Origin of the sequence: Thalassotalea sp. Sam97 (genome assembly GCF_041379765.1) — a bacterium.
In the GTDB taxonomy this organism is placed as follows: domain Bacteria; phylum Pseudomonadota; class Gammaproteobacteria; order Enterobacterales; family Alteromonadaceae; genus Thalassotalea_A; species Thalassotalea_A maritima.
In genome coordinates this window covers 2923779-2942438 of the sequence record NZ_CP166919.1, presented here as the reverse complement: position 1 = coordinate 2942438, position 18660 = coordinate 2923779, and the positions used below count along the sequence as shown (strand labels likewise).

Below are 18660 nucleotides of genomic sequence, written 5' to 3'. Positions count from 1 at the left end.
CACTGCTGGGTGATATATAAACGGCATAAATTATTTAAGTGATGATACGCGACGTTAATAACGATTGCTCACACCGGCGTTAGCTCTATAGGCTACGCACTTGTTGCTAGGGGCTGTTGATCTTTGCTGTAAAGTTTTGCAACAGCCCCTAATAAATGCCAATCTTTGCATACGATTTCATTGGTAAAACAGTTTTGTCGTTTGCTCAATACGAGCTCACACCGTAAAATAGCGCCGATAAATTATTAGCAATATCTGGGATTTTGTAATGCAACCGAACTTATGGCAAACGGTGTTTATTAACGCCAATATCGCAACCATGACGCAAGCCGGCACATCGTATGGCGCACTTGAAGATGCAGCGCTAGCAGTAGCTGACGGTAAAATTGCTTGGTTAGGCTCTATGGCTACCTTACCAGCCATCTCTGAAAGCGTAACGGTTGTCGATGTTGCTGGTAAGTGGTTAACACCGGGATTAATCGACTGTCATACCCACTTGGTTTATGGTGGCCATCGCGCCAATGAGTTTGAACTACGTTTACAGGGCGCAAGTTACGAACAAATTGCGCAAAATGGTGGTGGCATTGTGTCTACAGTAAAAGCCACACGCCAAGCCAGTGAAGATGAATTATTTGCCAGTGCATTAAAGCGTTTGCAAGCATTGCATAACGAAGGCGTGACAAGCTTAGAGATTAAATCAGGTTATGGACTGAATCTTGAGAACGAATTAAAAATGTTACGCGTTGCGAAGCGTTTACAAGAAGCGTTACCTGTTGATATTGAGAAGACCTTTTTAGGCGCACATGCATTACCGGTAGAATACAAAGACGATAGCGATGGTTATATCGATCTTGTGTGCAATAGCATGATCCCTGAGGTAGCTAAGCAAGGTTTGGCCGATGCTGTTGATGTATTCTGTGAAGGTATTGGTTTTAATATTGAGCAAACCGAAGCGGTATTTAAAGCGGCGACTGAGCATGGTATTCGCGTTAAAGTACATGCTGAGCAGTTATCGGATCTTGGTGGTAGTGAGCTCGCGGCAAAGTATAATGCGTTATCGAGTGATCATGTTGAATTTCTAAGCGAGGATGGTGCTAAAGCGATGGGCAAAGCGGGTACTGTCGCTGTATTATTACCTGGCGCGTTTTATTTTCTGCGTGAAACCCAGTTGCCACCGGTACAGAGCTTACGTGATCATAACGTGCGTATCGCCATCGCCAGTGATGCTAACCCAGGTTCGTCGCCTATTAATTCGCTGCAATTAATGCTTAATATGGCCTGTACTCTGTTTCGTTTAACACCGAATGAAGCGTTAGCTGGGGTAACGTGCAATGCGGCACGAGCATTAGGTATTGATGATCGTGTTGGTGAGCTTGCTGTCGGCATGCAAGCAGATATCGCTATGTGGGATATCAGTCAACCAGCAGAGTTGTGTTATCAATACGGAGTAAACCCACTAACGGCGCTTTATAAAGCCGGTCAACAGGTTAAATAAAGTCTTTTATTAAAAATAGGGCTTGGTTAACCGAGCCCTATTGCTTGCGATAAGCTCGTTATTCAATATCGAGAGGGTCTTGCGATAAAATAATACCGGTATTATCGGCATAAATATGATCGTCAGGTAATATGGTAACGCCGGCAAAGTTAACAGCGACATCGACTTCGCCTACATCCGTATCATCAGCACCAACAGGAATCGACAGCATAGCTTGAATGCCTATTTCAATGTCTTCCAATTGGTCTACTTCTCGCACGCTGCCGTAGCAAACAATACCTTCCCAGCCGTTTTTTTCTGCGGTTTCGGCAATATATGAATCAATTAAAGCACGTCGATTTGAACCACCGCCATCAATGACCAACACTTTACCGGTGCCGTCTTGTTCAATGGTCGTGCTAATTAAGCCATTAGACTCAAAGCACTTAATGGTAACCACGCTACCGCCAAACGATGTGCGACCGCCGTAGTTACTTAATAGGGGTTCAAGTACGTCAATTGAATCGCCGTACAAGTTGCATAATTCAGACGTGTTGTATTGCATGTTAACTCCAAATTCCTTTATTACCGTTGTTATTGGAACCATCAGCGCTGTGGTCAATTACAGTATAACCACAATGTGACAGCCGACAAGGCCAAGTTATTGGATTAACACGACCTAAATCAAACAATGGCGCGATGTTTTACTTGTACTCTGTCGCTATAAGGTTATCGATACATTAAAGGTAGTTGATTACGTAAATCTTCATAATCTAATAACTTTGGACCAGGATAGATAACACTTGGCCAGTTGAGTACCGCATAGGCTAACACATTACGATGCTCTCCGTGACTGAGATTATCGCTACCACTCAAAGATAAAATCATGTTTTTGTTGTTATCAACAGCTCCATTGATATGTTTTTTCACCGCTGTGAGTGTGGGGTGGTTATTGAGCCCCGCAAGTAAATAACACAAGCCGATTTCGGCCAGAATATCTTCTTTAGCATAAGCTAAAATACGCTGCTGTTGCTGCTGAAAGTACTTTAATATCCAGCGATGTTTGCCCGCCGAAACCGGGCGTTGATAATAGTGGCTGTCTGCCAATATGATGTGGGTTAAGCCATACAGTTTATTGTTAAATTCATGACGGTCGAGTTTGTCATCACGCTTATCTGGGTAGGTAAATTGAAATGCAGAATGAAAACTCTCTCGCCAATCAAAAATATCAAGTTGTTTTAACCAATATACATAATTAGCTGCTTGTGCCGCATAAGCCTTAATGAAGTCACTCGACATCATTAGCTCATAAAGCTCCGCTTGCTTAAGATAAGCGACAAACAGATCATGTGACGGATGTTGCAAGCCATATTCGTCAAGTTTGGCCATTTGATAAATAAGGTGCATGGCAAAACGCTTATCTGCGGTGTTTTTTAGGGCTTTCTTTCGTAAGGTGCCACGGCGTGTTAACGGTAACTCGTCAATCATCTCTTGTGCTTTGATTAAGCGCCATGACTTACTTTGTATATTTACAGCGTAAGTATTTAGGCGAGCACTGATTTGTAGCACTTCATCGACAACTTGCTGAGCATAGTAATATTCACCGGTAAAACGATACATGCGTGTCGCATAATGATTTTGTGCTTTATCGGTTAGCATCATGAAGTTGCTATCATAATTAGCGCGAATGCGGTTCGCGGTCTCTTGATAACGGTTATGGTCGGCTTGTGCATATGCCATGTTATCGCTTTTTGTCAAAATCATGAAACTAAATAACAGTAGTAGCGATGCTACCAAAACAAATTTATGAGACATTAACGCTCTCCGTTACCGCGATTGGTATTATTAAAAACGTGTTCAGGTAATAGCCCGTCGATACTTGGCAGTTGTTCAAAGTGGGGCCCTTGGTGAAGCGTTTGGGGCCAGCTTAGTAGCATCAAGGCTAATACATTGCGGTGCTCTGCTGAGGCAAGCTCCGCTTTACCAGAGACGCTCGGGATTAAGCCAACGGTCGGATCAAATGCCTGAATTAACGAATCTTTACTGATACTAACCATAGGATGCTGATGCTGTTTCAGCAACAAATAGCTTAAACCCACTTCGGCGATGATATCGGCGCTCGCCTGTTCTACGATCCGCTGCTGATTACGGGTAAAGTAATTTAAGACCCATGAAAATTTTGATAACTCAAGATGTTGCTGGTAATAGCGTGAGGCGGCAAAAATAAAATGGGTTAAGCCGTAGAGCTTGTTGTGAAATTGCCATCGTGATAAGGCATGATCGTTATGATCCGGATAGGCGGCTATAAACGCTTGTTGATATCGCTGGCGATGATCGACGATGCCTAGTTGATCGAGCCAATACACATAGTTGGCTAACTGCGCAGCCCACGCATGGATCATCGCTTGATTGGTCAGTGCAGGTAAAAAATCGTAAGAGGCTAGGGCATTTCGCACAGCCTCAGGCACGTCGATACCAAATTCATTGAGACGAGCAGCGTAGCGCAGTAGGGCATCGGCATAAAAGATAAATTCTGGAAATGGTTTCAGCGCTAGGCGTCTTGCCTTGCCACGTTTGCCAAGGCTTAGCTGACTGATTAACTGCGCACTTTTATCGGTTATGTAGTTAGGCTTATCAAGGTTACTAACGATAGCATGCAGGCGGTCGTTAACAACATAGTAATCATAGAGCGCTGCAGATAAGTATTTTTTGTCACCGGTTAGCCGATACAAGCGAATGGCATAATGCCCTTGAATACGCGGCGGTAACTGATATAAATGCTGCTCGAATGTATGTTGAATACGTGTCGCAACTTGCTGGTAAGATACTGATTTCGTAGCAGCTTGATGAATGCTATTGGCAGGTAACTTAGCATCTACAGTGAGCAATGTTTGATTACTATGACAGCTTAGCAAAAGACAGCAGCAACTTAGCAGTATGACAAACATGCGTATTTGTCGGCACGTGTTGTTAACTACGTTGGCTTTAATCGTTAAAGTGCTCTTTGGCATAAGCGACTCGTTTCGCAACCGGCTTGATGCGGCGGTGATCCAGTTTTTCGATTTGTTTAAGTCGTGGCAACATACCCATACCATTGGCGATTTGAATCGCTAGTCCTGGTCGAGCATTGAGCTCTAACACCATCGGCCCTTTTATTTTATCAATAACGATATCGGCGCCTAGGTAGCGCAGCCCAGACATTTCAAAGCAGCTGGCGGCAAGATAAAGCAAACGATCCCAGTCACTAATGGCAATCTCGGCGAAGGTCATGCCGGTATCTGGGTGTTGAGTGACTGGCCGATCAAATTGTACTGCACGTTTGGCTTTACCTGTTGCGATATCGATACCTACGCCAACCGCACCTTGATGCAGGTTGGCTTTACCGTCACTTGCATGAGTAGCCAAGCGAAGCATAGACATCATAGGGTAGCCTTGAAAGACGATGATGCGAATATCTGGAACACCTTCATGGCTTAGCCCGGAAAATGCGGGATCAAATTCAATTAAGGCTTCAATTAAAGCAATATCAAGTGCACCACCTAAACTAAATAAACCGGCGAGAATATTGGATACATGACGGATGACTTCATTTTTATCGACATACTCACCACTCGCTTTCATATAGCCTTTTTCATCGGTTTTTAAGATCACTAATATGCCTTTGCCGCCACTACCTTTTGCGGGCTTTATACAAAAGCCATTATGACCGTCGAGTAAAGCAAAAACCTCATTTACCTGATGCTGAAAACGCACCACACCAATGAGATCAGGGACCGAGATATCATGCTCAATAGCAAGCTGCTTGGTTTTTAGCTTGTCATCAACGTTGGGGTATAACGAGCGATCGTTATAGCGACCAATGTAGGCAAAATTACGTCGATTCATGCCCATAACACCGCGTGCTCGGAGCTTAAATGGGTTGGCTAAGTTAAACACTTGGTCTCCTAGTTCTCAAGCATGGGTTTAAAGCGGCGTAACTCTAACAGGCGATAGCCAGTGTACTGTCCCATGATCAATATGGCAGCCATGATCAAGGCATGGATCCCTAAGAAATTAAATGCCCAATGACGCAGTAGGTAGTTGTCCATTAGGAGGTAGGCAACGACAGCCACGATCAAACTGCCACTGCCTTGGATCAATACTTCCTTGCCACCTTCTTCTTCCCACAAAATACTCATGCGCTCTATGGTCCAGGCCATAATGATCATCGGGAAAAATGTGATAGTGAGCGCTTCGGTAAGGCCGATGCGAAAGGCAAACACCGTAAACACAGTAATGATGCCTATTACCACAATCACGACAGCTGAGATACGTGACACCAACAACAGATTAAGATGTGATAAATAAGAGCGGATCACTAGCCCTGCCGAGACAATGAGCAAGAAGCCTAATAAACCGTTCATTAATTCAGTTTGAATAAACGACGTGGCGATAAGGATGGGCATAAAGGTACCGCTACATTTTAAACCAACGATGATACGCAAAAATACTACGGCCAAGGCACCAATTGGTAATAATAAAATGCCCTTAAATAGGTTCTGCTCTTCTAGGGGTAATTGGTAAAGACCAAAATCAAAAAAATCACCTTGGGTACTATTTTTATTGGCTTCGATGACGGCGCTGGTGGTGCTACGGCTGATAGAAAACCGTACTTGAGAATTACGTCCACCGACCACATCCAATAAACTAGGCGCACCTTGTAACCATACGAGAATGGGTAAATCATCATCAGAGGTATCGGTTTCAAGATCGATAAGGTGCCAACTATCATCATAATAACTTTGAATTAACGGGATCAGACTTTGTTTACGGCGTCCATCCTCAAGCACTAAGCCACGCACTAATTTGGCGGGGATATTAGCCATAATCATCAGTCGTTCGAAAATTTCAGACTTACTAAACTGGCTCCGTAACATAGCCATGTTTTGATTATCCGATTTTAGGAGTAATCTTACTTGCGAAACTAGGGACTCGTTATCACCTGATTTACTGTATGCTTCATCAAGCAAAGCGCGATAACAGCGCTGCAGTGGCTCGGCAATGGGAGCAAGCTCGGGTAGCTGGCTTGGTGCAGGTATCGGTTTGGGCGTGATGGCATTTTTATAGGACGCTTGGTAGTAAAGTAATTGCTCGCCTGTTACTTCTCGCTTGCTCCAAGTAACATGGGGGATATCGGCATCTCGCACCAAATTAACACCATAGGCTGGCGATGCGGTGAATTCGTCTACCAACTCATAATTGGGATCGTTGGGCAACGTCAGCTTGGCGGTAACCGGATTATTATTGGCGCGAAACTCAACCGTGGCTTCGATTTGCCATATATCGATTTGTTCGCCAGGTGTTAACGGTACGCCCATTTTGGCGTGACGATGATAGATACTGGTGATACCGGCAATAATCAGTAGTGCTACGAGAACAATAAATGGAGTGCGTGAGGCCACAATCAGTTTCCACCTTGTAAGTATTTAGAACTGACGTCGACTACGGCAATATCACGTAAAAATTCACGGCCAATTAACACTTGATACTCTAAATGGGCGCGATCGGCGAGCGAGAACTCGGCGCTATAGTCTTTGCTACCAATGCGAAAGCGTAATTTTATTACCGGGCGTCTGCTGACATCAGTGCTACTTTGTTGCACGATTCGAATGGTGCGCTCTAAAGGGTACTCATAGACAGGTGCTTGCTCACCTTCTTCTAGGGTAAAGCGAATCCACTTTTTACCATCGCGTTCAAAGCGCACTTTGCTGTAAACCCCAATTGAAGATGTCACGGCACCGGTATCAATGCGGGCGCTAAAGGTAAGTTGCTCTTTGCTTAAATGAACATTTTCAATTTCCCCAAGCATGATTTTATCTGCATATACCTCGCTCGTTTGTGTGTCACCGGTGACCGAGCTGTGTTGGTTTGAACAGCGTTCAACGTAAACGGTTTTGGTTTTAATGGTCGGTTTTGGTGTAACGGAATCGGGTTTAGGTTGTGCCGCTTTAACGGCGTTAACGATATCACTGACTAGCTGTTGTTCATCTTGCTCGCAATACCGGCTGATATGATCAACAAGGTTTTGTTCCATCTCATTGAGGTGGTTGTTCATGCTATTGAGTTGCTGGCTATGATCAACAGGCGGATTGGTGGCTAAGCATGCAGATAACAGTACGCTTGTTAAGGCACAACTTAGATACTTAAACATAGCAATTTTATGGTCGATGAAAGCGTACTTTAAATTTTAAGACAAAATTCAGAATTTGTTATTTTTTCGACATTTAACCGCGATAGTGGGAGATGTTTATGTGCCGTAAGGCAGATTTTACGAATGATTTGAATGACGCTGTGTCAAAGTAAAGCAACGTTGATGACACTATATTGACGCTGGATAAGGTTACACAATCGTCGGCATCGAAAAAACAAAAAAGGCGCTATCAGCGCCTTTTTGTAAAACATTTCGTTTTTCGCAAAAATTACTTCTTGCCAAGCATGCCGAAACGTTTGTTGAATTTGTCTACACGACCACCGGTCTCAGCAGCTTTTTGCTTACCAGTGTAGAATGGGTGACACTCAGAACATACGTCAAGGTAAAGATCTTTACCTAGAGTAGAACTAGTCTCAATAACGTTACCACACGAACAAGTTGCCTTGATCGCTACGTAATTTGGGTGAATACCTGCTTTCATGGGGTTACCTCGGTTTAGGCCGTATCGCTATCTGATCCAGTGCCAGACACCATACGAGTTACAATTTAAGGGTGCGAATCATACGGTATCATTGGTTAATGTTCAACCTAAATTTGTTAAAAACAATAAAAAATATTGATGTTTTTTATGTCTCTACTGGCTTTATTAGGCTTTGCGTTAGCTGTCCCTTAGTGGTTTGTTATTTAGCGAGTATTCAGATGTGGCGATAAAGGCCTAATAACAAGCAATCATTCCTTGCTAACGGATAATTATTTATCACCGGCGTGGATTTATTTTACTTGGCAAATGCGATGCATGTCGTCACAATATTTCTAATATTTTTCATACCTTGATAGTGATATTTGTGGACGCCGTACAGGATAAATTCGTCGAAGTTGCATTAATGGTTCCGATGCGACAAACCTTTACCTACCGACTACCTGCCACGTTATCGGAGGTCGCTGTGGGCGATCGACTCTTGGTACCATTTGCTAACCGTCAGCTGATAGCTGTAGTGATGGCGCTTGATGTGCCATGCGATTTGCCTACAGAAAAAATTAAAGATGCCATCGAGCAGTTACCAAGCGCGGGTAATTTGTCGTTATCAAGTTTGCAATTCTTACGGCTGATCAGTCGTTATTATCATCATCCTATTGGCGATGTTGTTTTTTCGGCGCTACCAGTATTACTGCGTCAAACTAACCCGGTTGATTTACAGCAAGAGCCGTGCTGGCGCAAGAACGAACAGCTATCATCTCAACAGTTTGCTGATATCAAACAAACCATTCGCCCATCGGCACATCAACAGCGGGCTCTACTGAATTTTATTGGTGAACACACTCAAATTACATGGCCAGAAATCCGCATGGCGGGCTACAGTAAAGCTCAATTGCAAGCTTTAGTGACTAAGCAACTGTTAGTTGAAAATGTGGTTCCTGAGGTGGCTTACCAATATCAAGAATCACAGATTAACCAGCAAAATAAACCCCAGCTATCGGTAGAGCAATCGGTGGTGGTTAGTGCCATTAATAGTGAGTTAAATCACTTCGCTTGTCATTTACTCGACGGTATTACCGGAAGCGGTAAAACCGAGGTTTATTTACAAGTTATTGAACAAGTACTTAAACAAAATAAGCAAGTGCTGGTGCTAGTGCCTGAAATAGGCTTAACACCACAAACATTAAATCGTTTTGAAAAACGCTTTAATGTGCCCGTAGCGTTGCATCACTCAGCGTTAACGGATAAAGAAAGACTGCATACATGGCGGCAAAGTAAATCGGGGGCCGCAGCCATTATTATTGCCACTCGCTCAGGCGTTTTTTCACCATTAAAGAATCCCGGTTTAATTGTTATTGATGAAGAACACGATAGCTCTTTCAAGCAACAAGAAGGTTTTCGTTATCATGCGCGTGATATTGCCTTAATCCTCGCCCGTCAATGGGATGTGCCAGTATTGTTAGGTAGTGCAACACCTGCATTAGAAACCTTGCATAATGCGCTTAATGGAAAATACCGCTATCACCAACTTACTAAACGCGCAGGGGTGAGCTCAGTTGCCAATATTGAGCTTATCGATATGGCAAAAGAAATCAGCGAGTTTGGTTTATCGGGTAGCTTAAAGGCCGCTATCGAGCAAACGTTGGCAAAAGGTGAGCAAGTATTACTATTTTTAAATCGTCGTGGCTATGCGCCAGCGATCAGTTGCCAAGAATGTAATTGGCTATGTGAGTGTCAGCGTTGCAATAAGCCATATACGTTGCATCAAGGGCAAGGCTTATTGGTATGTCACCACTGTGGCAGTCAAAAGCGTGTGGTTAAACAATGTCAACAGTGTGGCAGTATTCGTTTAAAGCCACTCGGACAGGGGACGGAGCAACTTGAGCAGCGTTTGCTGGCGTTGTTTTCAGATTACTCATCGGTACGAATCGATAGAGACAGTACTAGGCGCAAAGGCGAGTTAGCCAAATTATTACAGCAAGTGACCGATAATCAGCATCAAATTTTGGTGGGGACACAAATGCTCGCCAAAGGTCACCACTTTCCAAACGTGACCTTGGTAGCAGTGCTTGATATCGATGGTGCTTTGTTTAGTTATGATTTTCGCGCTCCTGAGCACATGGCGCAATTGTTGGTGCAAGTTGCTGGCCGCGCAGGACGAGAAAGTAAACCCGGTAAAGTGTTAGTGCAAACGCAATATCCTGATCACCCCTTACTGCAAGATTTGGTCAACAATGGCTACGCGCACTTCGCTCGCTATGCGTTAAGCGAGCGACAAATGGCGTTAATGCCGCCATATAGTTTCCAGGCTTTACTGCGAGCTGAAGCAAACTACGCCAATTTACCTGAAAGCTTTTTGCGAGATATTAGCGCTAATGAGTTTACAGGTTGTATGGTGAGTGGCCCATTGCCGCCAGCGCAGGAGAAAAAAGCCGGTAAATATCGTTTCCATTTGCTATTGCAAGCTAAGCAGCGCAGCACCTTACATGCAGCAGTGCAACAGATTTTGGCTAATGCCGAGCAGCATCCGTTAAAAAATAAAGTGCGTTGGTCATTGGATATCGACCCACAAGAACTGACATGGTAATCGCAACCGATAAAGGGCTGTACATTGCCTATGGGTTGTTTAAAATTGCGATAATTTAATTAATAAAGATAGGCAGTATGGCTCAAAAACGTGGCGCAGCGAAAAACACCCGTAAAGCAGCGCAAGCAAAAAAATCTTCTCAAGCGACTCATTCAACCGTTGGCAGTGGTAAAAAGGCACTATTGGCCATTGTGATTTTGATTGGCGGTTTCGCATTTGCGTTAAAATGGTTGACTGATAATGCCCCGCAACTATCCGATACTACGAACGAACAACAACAGATCTCGGATAAATCAGCAAACGACAGTAACACAAGCAAAGAAACATGGCGTTTTATGGAAGATTTGCCGAATAAAGATGTCGCTGTAGAAACTTACCAAATTGAACAAATGGGCCCTTATGCAATGCAATGTGGCTCGTTTCGCCAACAAAGGCAAGCAGAGCAGTTAAAAGCGACGATTGCGTTTTCTGGTTTCAGTAGTGAAGTTCGCACCAGTGAATCCGCTAATGGTGTTTGGTATCAAGTTATACTCGGTCCTTTTACAAAAAAACGTGAAGCAGAAAAGACTAAACACGCTTTGCGAAGCAACGATATTAATTCTTGCTTAATCAAACCTTGGGCTTGAAAAATCTCTTAACCGTGCCCACATACCTCTACAGGAAGAAATCTTATGCCCATGCTTTAGGCGTGGGCTTTATCTACAGAGGTTCAACGTGACAACCATAGTTTCAGTTCGCCGTAACGGCAAAGTATGTATTGGCGGTGATGGCCAAGTAAGTTTGGGTAATACTGTGATGAAAGGTAATGCCCGTAAAGTCCGTCGCTTGTACCACGATAAAGTGTTAGCGGGTTTTGCTGGTGGCACTGCAGATGCGTTTACTTTGTTCGAGCGTTTTGAAAGTAAGCTTGAAATGCATCAAGGTCACTTAACCAAAGCTGCGGTTGAACTTGCCAAAGATTGGCGTAGCGACCGCGCCTTAAGACGTTTAGAAGCGATGCTAGTGGTTGCCGATGAAACCGCGTCACTTATCATTACCGGTAATGGAGATGTGGTACAGCCTGAAAACGATTTAATCGCTATAGGCTCAGGCGGTAATTACGCGCAAGCAGCGGCGACTGCATTGCTTGAAAATACCGAATTATCAGCGCGTGATATTGTTGAAAAATCACTGACTATCGCTGGCAATATCTGCGTATTTACCAATTTACATCATACAATCGACGAAATTTAAGTACAGCTGTTGCCTCGCTCGCTTTAGGTGACAGAGAAGGAATATATTTTTATGTCTAATATGACTCCACGTGAAATCGTCCATGAACTGGACCGCCATATTATCGGCCAAGATGATGCTAAAAAAGCGGTAGCCATTGCGCTTCGTAACCGCTGGCGTCGTATGCAGCTTAACGATGAGCTGCGCGCTGAAGTTACCCCAAAAAATATTTTAATGATCGGTCCTACCGGTGTGGGTAAAACTGAAATTGCTCGTCGCTTGGCGAAATTAGCCAATGCCCCATTCATTAAGGTAGAAGCCACTAAATTCACCGAAGTAGGCTACGTTGGTAAAGAAGTAGAATCTATCATTCGTGACTTAACCGATATGGGGGTTAAGTTAACCAAAGAAGTTGAAATGGAACGCGTTAAATTTAAAGCCGAAGAAGCGGCTGAAGAACGTATTCTTGATATCTTATTGCCAAATCCTCGCAACACCTTTGGGGAAGAAGAACAAGCCGATAACTCGTCTACACGACAAGTGTTCCGCAAAAAATTACGTGAAGGTAAGCTTGACGATAAAGAAGTGGAAATCGATGTCGCACAACCGCAAGTTGGTATGGAAATCATGGCGCCTCCAGGCATGGAAGAGATGACCAACCAATTGCAAAGCATGTTCCAAAACATGACTTCAGAGAAAACCAAAAAGCGTAAATTAAAAATTAAAGATGCGTTAAAAGCCTTACAAGAAGAAGAGGCAAGCAAGCTGGTTAACACTGAAGATCTAAAAGAAAAAGCATTACAAGCGGTTGAGCAAAACGGTATTGTCTTTATTGATGAAATCGACAAAATTTGTAAGCGTAGTGACGTTTCAGGTGGCCCAGATGTGTCACGTGAAGGGGTACAACGCGACCTGCTACCGTTAGTCGAAGGCTCAACGGTAAGCACCAAGCACGGCATGGTAAAAACGGATCACATCTTATTTATCGCCTCAGGTGCGTTTCAAATGTCAAAGCCAAGTGACTTGATCCCTGAGTTACAAGGCCGTTTACCTATTCGTGTTGAATTGCGCGCCTTGAAGGTTGATGACTTTGTTCGTATTTTAACTGAGCCAAATGCGTCTCTAACAGAGCAATACTGTGCGCTATTAGCGACCGAAGGCGTTAATGTTGAGTTTAGCCAAGATGGCATTGAAGCCATTGCTAAAGCAGCTTGGCAGGTAAACGAAACGACTGAAAATATTGGTGCGCGCCGCCTGCATACGGTGATGGAACGTTTGATTGAAGAGTTATCTTTCCAAGCAGATGCGAAATCTGGCAGCACAGTAACCATTGATAAAGCATACGTTGAAGACAAGCTTGATATCTTAGTTCAAGACGAAGATCTAAGTCGCTTTATTCTGTAATACCAATCCCATTAAACTTTTACTCACTCAGCGAGAATGTAAAGGTTTCTAGGTAAGTTATTGATTGCAGGCAACGGTTACTTCCTTGTCAAAATCAATAAATTCAGTTTGTTGTAAATAAAAAGGAGCGTAGCTATAGGTTACGCTCCTTTTTTTGTATAATGTCCAATAGGTTAAATAATACGGAATGGCTATGCAGATACAGCGCTTTACCCTCGACAAACGCCAAGCAGAACTTGCGATTGTTTTCGTTGATGGAACTGAGCAGCAATTGAGTTTTGAGTTGCTGCGGGTTTACTCTCCGCTGACTCAAACGGGTCAAAAGCACGTTGTAAGTCATAAAAAAATGGTGCAACTGTTGGCTATCGAGCCGGTTGCAAAGCATGGTTTTCGTTTGTTATTTGACGATCAACATAGTGCTGTTTATAGCGAGTTATTATTATCTCAACTCGCTCAAAATAAAGAGAGTATGTGGCAGCAGTATTTACAGCAACTGCAAACAAGCGGTCATAGCCGTGAGACAATGATTGATATAAAACAAGTGTAAGGTCTGATAATGACAAATAATGATATTTTGCGACGTATTCGCTACATCTTTAGTTATAGTGATGGGGATATGTTGGCTATTTTTGCCGAGGCTGATGCCAAAGTCGATTTACAGGCTATGCACAACTGGTTGCGTAAAGACGACGATCCTAAATTCGTTAACCTTACTGATACTATGTGTGCAGTATTTTTAAACGGTTTGATTAACAAACACCGTGGCAAGCGTGATGGTGAACAGCCAAAGCCAGAGAAAAAGCTAAACAACAACATCATCTTACGTAAATTAAAGATCGCTTTTAATCTTACCGATGTCGACATGGTAGAGCTACTTAAACTGGCAGGTTTGGCTGTTGGTAAAGCAGAAATATCGGCTTTCTTTCGTAAAGAAGGGCATAAACACTACCGCGAATGTAAAGACCAGTTTTTGCGTAATTTCTTAAAAGGTATGCAAGTTAAGTATCACGATAATAATCCGTGGCAGCAAACGAAATAAGTTTATAGCCTGTTGCGATTGGTCTTTATCATGCGTTATTTGATTTTAGCTGTTGGCTTTGGTTTTGTTGGTTTGGCTATTTTAGGGGCTTTTCTTCCTGTGTTGCCTACCACGCCATTTTTATTAGTGGCTACAGCGTGCTTTGCTAAATCATCACAGCGATGGCATCGTTGGTTGTTGAATAATAAGTTGTTTGGGCCAATCCTGCATAACTGGCACCATAACCGCTGCATCCCCTTTAAAGCCAAATGTATCGCTGTACTTTCTATTGCTTTATTTGGTGGTTTTTCACTGTTATATGCGGTGCCGGGCTTTTATCCTAAGTTGACGACAGGCGCATTATTGGCTGTTGGTTTAGGTGTGGTGTTATCGATAAAGACGTGTCCGCCTCAATCATTATCCAAGCATTCATCAGGGGCAAAGAAAAACTGATAATAATTGGTCATCTCCTCGCTGGCCAGTTGTTGCGAAACGTCCATAAAACGTACCCGCTGACCTGGTCTAAGTTGGCTAAGACGGCAGGCATCTTTATGTAATACACTTCCTATGACGGGATAGCCTCCAATGGTTTGCCGGTCTTTGAGTAATACCATGGGTTGGCCATTACTGGCAATTTGGATAGCGCCAAAGCAGGTTGGTCGAGAAATGCTTGGAGTATTAGATAACTCTATCGCCTTACCGTTTAATCGATAACCCATACGATTGCTTGCGCTATCTATTTGGTAAGAGGCCCCGCTTAATACCTTTCTTGTTTGCGCAGCTTGCTGTTGCCACAACAAGCTCGCGTTAAAGCGCAACAGTAATTCTTGACTGTAATCGACTTGATACAACAGTGGCATTTGTTGTGATTTTTTACCTTGTAGTACGTCGCATTGGCTTACTGAGAATTTACTCCCGTCATGTAATCCAAGAGGTTGCCTACTAATATCCGGTTCATTAATATTTGTCGCGGCTGAATGATGGCAGGTAGGCACTTGCCAGCGTCCAGCAATAGCAATATAGGTACGCAGGCCTGTTTTGGGGGCCTGCAATTGCAAGATTTGGCCTTTATTGACTTTGATGCTTTTGCCAATAGCCACATATTGGCTATGCGTTGATGCGACTGCAGAACTTGCTGACTCGACGATGCGAGCGTTACAGTTAGCGCCCGTCATCGCTATCGTACAAGCGTCGCTAAATTGCAGTTGCGCTTGGCCAAAGGTAACTTCCAATGTTGGCGTACCAACTGGATTTGCAACCAATTTGTTGGCCCACATGTAGGCATATTCATCGGCAGCCCCACAGCTGGCAAAGCCTAAATTCTGCACCTGAGGGCGACCTAGATCTTGAAATAGCATTAACGGACCGGACTTTATCACGTTAACTGTGAGCGTCTTTAAATGATTCATCGTCTACTTTCAGGTCCTTTATTCTCTCGCATGAGTATCCCCCCTTGTGATGCAAACTGTTGTTTATCGATAGGACGAAATCGAACGCTATCGCCCGGTAACAGGCGTGGCTGCCAAGATTGCGGATCACTTGCTCGTTTATTCATGAGTGAGTGAGCCGTTTGCCCGAGTATTAACCAACCACCGGGAGAGGCATAAGGATAAACTGCGGTTTGCTGATCGGCAATGGCAACGGCGCCTTGCGGTATTTGTAGTCTCGGTGTTGCTTTACGAGGCAATTGTAACGTTTTATCAACAATCCCCAGATAAGCAAAACCCGGCATAAAACCATTGGCAAAGACATGGTACGTTGGTTGGCTATGACGTTTAATCACTTCTGACACAGATATCCCTGTCTGTTCACTAACTAAGGCTAAATCCCAGCCACTGTCGGTGCCATAGTAGACATCGATGACATGATGTTGGCCTTGATAATGGGCTTGTTGACTATAGCTTGAGATAAATTTATCGACGGCGGAGCAGATGTCATCGAGCAGGGCTGTGCTGGCGGTGTAAGGAGGGCTAAGTTCTATTAACAAACTGCTATACGAACATATAATATCTGTGATCTTGCCGGCAAAATGTTGACGTAACATATGTGTACAAGCGATGAGCGTTTGATTGAGGCGAACATCAATGCTTTCACGCCAGTAAAGTGCGATGGAGGTCGCCGATAAAATTTCAGCCTGCTGTGGTAATAATTGCCGGTGGTTATTGCTGTTCATGTAAGTCATTTATTAGGCGTCGTAGTGATTTTACAATCGCTATGGCTTGTGGGTTATCTCCGTGAACACACAAGCTGTCGGCTTTTATCTTAATAATTTGCGCATCGTGGGTTTGTATTTCTTGATGAATTATAAGCTGCTGTACTCTTCGCTTAATGTGCTGACGTTCATGTAACACCGCGCCATTCTCCTTTCGAGATACTAAACTGCCGTCGGGGTTATAGGCTCTATCAGCAAATGCTTCATAGATCACTTCAATGTTGTGCTCTGTCGCAATGGCCTGATGCAGTTGGTTATCAACTAACGCTTGAAGCATTAATGTTAACTGACAACCATGTTGTTGATTAAACAAAGCGACTGTTTCACAAATATCTGCAAATAACCGCAAGTCTTGCATCATATCGTTGTAAAGCGCGCCATGGGGTTTGACATAGCATAATTCGGTTTGATGTTGTTCACATTGATGAAGTAGGGCGTGTATCTGTTGGTTCAGACTATGTTGCAGTTGTTGTTTGCTCAGTGCCATACTGATGCGACCAAAGTTTTCTTTATCTGGGTAACTTGGATGAGCACCAATCATAACTTGGTGCGCTTTTGCTAACTGCACTGCGCCACTCATGCTGTCTTTATCCCCTGCATGACCACCACAGGCAATGTTGGCCATATCGATGAGTGGCATAATCTGTTGATCAGGATGTGGCTCACGATGTTGCGTATTAAGCGACGTATCTTGAGCGTTGGCAGAATAGGGGAGCTCCCCTAGATCACAATTTAACTTCATTACCGTAAATAACCTAACTCTATTAAATATAAGTAATTAGGGTCAGCAGACCCTAATTACTTATTGCTGAGACCATGTTATGTTACGCAATAAGCGGTGCTTATGTCGACTATTGCGATAGAAATCGGCTGCGACTGGTTTGTCCCCCTAGTCAGACTAAAAATAATTTTATGATGTTTAAACCTTTTTGGTTGAAGGTGCATCATAACTTACAAAGCAATCAACAGGGCATGTTAGAGCAAGGCCCAGTAAGATTCGGGAACGAAAACATTGTCAATGGAAAACACGGTAATTGATGCACAGCAAGTCTTTGTTGACCAGCAAGAGCAAGACTGGATAAGTGCCGCCAAAATAGGTGATCGCCAAGCATTTGCCAAGCTTTATCACTTGCATGTGGGGAAAGTGTTTGCGCTTTGCTTACGTATGCTGTCGTGTCGCGAGCAGGCCGAAGATGTGACACAAGAGGTGTTTGTGCAAGCATGGCTGAAAATGGAGAATTTTCGAGGTGATTCGAAGTTCTCGACATGGCTACATTCAGTCGCCACCAATACGGTACTAAGCCATATGCGTAAGCAAAAATCTTGGTTACAAAAAGTCTTTAGTATTGAAGATAAACCGATGCTTGAACAAGCAGGCAATGAAATAGAAAACTTATCGGATTTAGATAAAGCGATATTAAGATTACCAGAAAAGGCACGCTTGGTTTTTGTTCTTTTTGCCGTAGAAGGGTATCGCCATGAGGAAATTGCCAACATGTTAAATATGGCCGTAGGGTCGAGTAAATCGCATTTTCACAGAGCCAGACAGTTATTAAAAGAGTGGTTATCAGTATGAGTAAGCAGATAACAGATCAACAATTGCAACAGCAAATTGATGCGTTAAGTAAAACCATTGAGCCAAGTCGTGATTTGTGGCTTGGCGTAGAGCGGGCGATTGAGCATCAAAGCCAGCACCAGCCAACGCAATCTCGTCAATCGAACTATATGCCAATGGCATGGGCAGCGTCAGTCGTGTTTGCGGTGTTATTAACGTGGCAATTATTACCACAAGGGCAACAGCCACAGCCTGTTGTTGCGCAAACACCGGTTGAAATATTGCAACAGCAATATCAGCAACAGCGAGAAACCATGTTAGTAAGTTTTGGTAAGCCTGATATCAGTCAGTTGCCTAATGATATACAACAGCAATTTATTGAACTCGAATCAGCAAGAAGCTCGTTACTACAAGCACTGCAAGATGATCCTAACAATAAAGATTTACTGAATTTATTGAAATGGACACAGCAACAAGAACTGAGTTTGTTAGAACAATTATTTGCCCCTAAATGGCAAAGTATTTAGGTT

At 43.5% G+C, this 18660-nt stretch carries 20 protein-coding genes; 10 read left to right on the top strand and 10 right to left on the bottom strand.

Annotation, left to right across the window (positions count from 1 at the left end; translation table 11 throughout):
• The first annotated feature begins 268 nt into the window (after positions 1 to 268).
• A complete protein-coding gene (gene hutI / locus ACAX20_RS13090) occupies positions 269 to 1495 on the top strand; it encodes an imidazolonepropionase (protein WP_371186868.1) in 1227 nt (408 codons plus the stop codon).
• A 58-nt stretch (positions 1496 to 1553) separates the two neighbouring features.
• On the opposite strand, the gene rraA is transcribed toward hutI, so the two are convergent.
• The 7 genes from rraA to rpmE form a co-directional block, all read right to left on the bottom strand.
• Complete coding sequence (gene rraA, locus ACAX20_RS13085; RefSeq protein WP_371186866.1) at positions 1554 to 2039, bottom strand: ribonuclease E activity regulator RraA; 486 nt, start codon at positions 2037 to 2039, stop codon at positions 1554 to 1556.
• A gap of 164 nt (positions 2040 to 2203) precedes the next feature.
• Complete coding sequence (locus ACAX20_RS13080; RefSeq protein ID WP_371186864.1) at positions 2204 to 3289, bottom strand: DUF3541 domain-containing protein; 1086 nt, start codon at positions 3287 to 3289, stop codon at positions 2204 to 2206.
• Positions 3289 to 4485 (bottom strand): DUF3541 domain-containing protein, encoded by a 1197-nt coding sequence (locus ACAX20_RS13075; RefSeq protein WP_371186862.1) that lies wholly within the window; start codon positions 4483 to 4485, stop codon positions 3289 to 3291. The genes ACAX20_RS13080 and ACAX20_RS13075 overlap by 1 nt, the downstream gene beginning before the upstream one ends.
• Positions 4460 to 5365, bottom strand: coding sequence for an alpha-L-glutamate ligase-like protein (locus ACAX20_RS13070; protein WP_371189657.1), 906 nt, complete (start codon positions 5363 to 5365; stop codon positions 4460 to 4462). Before ACAX20_RS13070 ends, ACAX20_RS13075 begins: the two co-directional genes overlap by 26 nt.
• Positions 5366 to 5418: 53 nt before the next feature.
• Positions 5419 to 6915, bottom strand: coding sequence for an inactive transglutaminase family protein (locus ACAX20_RS13065; RefSeq protein WP_371186860.1), 1497 nt, complete (start codon positions 6913 to 6915; stop codon positions 5419 to 5421).
• Positions 6916 to 6917: 2 nt separating this feature from the next.
• Positions 6918 to 7664, bottom strand: coding sequence for an ATP-dependent zinc protease (locus ACAX20_RS13060; RefSeq protein ID WP_371186858.1), 747 nt, complete (start codon positions 7662 to 7664; stop codon positions 6918 to 6920).
• A gap of 268 nt (positions 7665 to 7932) precedes the next feature.
• On the bottom strand, positions 7933 to 8145 hold the full coding sequence (rpmE, locus tag ACAX20_RS13055; RefSeq protein WP_371186857.1) for a 50S ribosomal protein L31: 213 nt from the start codon (positions 8143 to 8145) through the stop codon (positions 7933 to 7935).
• A gap of 364 nt (positions 8146 to 8509) precedes the next feature.
• On the opposite strand from rpmE, the gene priA reads away from it, so the two are divergent.
• The 7 genes from priA to ACAX20_RS13020 all read left to right on the top strand — a co-directional run bounded on the left by priA (position 8510) and on the right by ACAX20_RS13020 (position 14816).
• Positions 8510 to 10729 carry a primosomal protein N' gene (priA, locus tag ACAX20_RS13050; RefSeq protein WP_371186855.1) on the top strand — a complete coding sequence of 740 codons (2220 nt, stop codon included), beginning with the start codon at positions 8510 to 8512 and terminating at the stop codon, positions 10727 to 10729.
• A gap of 77 nt (positions 10730 to 10806) precedes the next feature.
• Complete coding sequence (locus ACAX20_RS13045; RefSeq protein WP_371186853.1) at positions 10807 to 11355, top strand: SPOR domain-containing protein; 549 nt, start codon at positions 10807 to 10809, stop codon at positions 11353 to 11355.
• A gap of 88 nt (positions 11356 to 11443) precedes the next feature.
• The gene (gene hslV, locus ACAX20_RS13040; RefSeq protein WP_371186851.1) at positions 11444 to 11962 is read left to right on the top strand and encodes an ATP-dependent protease subunit HslV; all 519 of its coding nucleotides are present in this window, start codon (positions 11444 to 11446) and stop codon (positions 11960 to 11962) included.
• Between the two features lie 51 nt (positions 11963 to 12013).
• Positions 12014 to 13345, top strand: coding sequence for an HslU--HslV peptidase ATPase subunit (hslU, locus tag ACAX20_RS13035; RefSeq protein WP_371186849.1), 1332 nt, complete (start codon positions 12014 to 12016; stop codon positions 13343 to 13345).
• 193 nt (positions 13346 to 13538) lie between these two features.
• Positions 13539 to 13892 carry a gamma-butyrobetaine hydroxylase-like domain-containing protein gene (locus tag ACAX20_RS13030; protein ID WP_371186847.1) on the top strand — a complete coding sequence of 118 codons (354 nt, stop codon included), beginning with the start codon at positions 13539 to 13541 and terminating at the stop codon, positions 13890 to 13892.
• Between the two features lie 9 nt (positions 13893 to 13901).
• Positions 13902 to 14384: a DUF1456 family protein gene (locus ACAX20_RS13025; protein WP_371186845.1), complete on the top strand. Its 483-nt coding sequence runs from the start codon at positions 13902 to 13904 to the stop codon at positions 14382 to 14384.
• Between the two features lie 30 nt (positions 14385 to 14414).
• Positions 14415 to 14816 (top strand): YbaN family protein, encoded by a 402-nt coding sequence (locus ACAX20_RS13020; RefSeq protein WP_371186843.1) that lies wholly within the window; start codon positions 14415 to 14417, stop codon positions 14814 to 14816.
• Here the strand turns inward: ACAX20_RS13020 and ACAX20_RS13015 are convergent.
• Genes ACAX20_RS13015 through ACAX20_RS13005 form a run of 3 tightly spaced genes read right to left on the bottom strand, consistent with a single transcriptional unit; the run spans position 14774 to position 17317 of the window.
• Entirely contained in the window at positions 14774 to 15772 is a 999-nt protein-coding gene (locus ACAX20_RS13015) for a biotin-dependent carboxyltransferase family protein (protein ID WP_371186841.1), read from the bottom strand. The genes ACAX20_RS13020 and ACAX20_RS13015 overlap by 43 nt on opposite strands.
• Entirely contained in the window at positions 15769 to 16536 is a 768-nt protein-coding gene (locus tag ACAX20_RS13010; RefSeq protein WP_371186839.1) for an allophanate hydrolase subunit 1, read from the bottom strand. Before ACAX20_RS13010 ends, ACAX20_RS13015 begins: the two co-directional genes overlap by 4 nt.
• The gene (locus ACAX20_RS13005; protein WP_371186837.1) at positions 16523 to 17317 is read right to left on the bottom strand and encodes a 5-oxoprolinase subunit PxpA; all 795 of its coding nucleotides are present in this window, start codon (positions 17315 to 17317) and stop codon (positions 16523 to 16525) included. Before ACAX20_RS13005 ends, ACAX20_RS13010 begins: the two co-directional genes overlap by 14 nt.
• Positions 17318 to 17593: 276 nt before the next feature.
• Between ACAX20_RS13005 and ACAX20_RS13000 the strand changes: the two genes are divergently transcribed.
• Together ACAX20_RS13000 and ACAX20_RS12995 are read left to right on the top strand one after the other, a co-directional pair.
• On the top strand, positions 17594 to 18151 hold the full coding sequence (locus ACAX20_RS13000) for an RNA polymerase sigma factor (RefSeq protein ID WP_371186835.1): 558 nt from the start codon (positions 17594 to 17596) through the stop codon (positions 18149 to 18151).
• Positions 18148 to 18657: a hypothetical protein gene (locus ACAX20_RS12995; RefSeq protein WP_371186833.1), complete on the top strand. Its 510-nt coding sequence runs from the start codon at positions 18148 to 18150 to the stop codon at positions 18655 to 18657. The genes ACAX20_RS13000 and ACAX20_RS12995 overlap by 4 nt, the downstream gene beginning before the upstream one ends.
• Positions 18658 to 18660 lie beyond the last annotated feature (3 nt).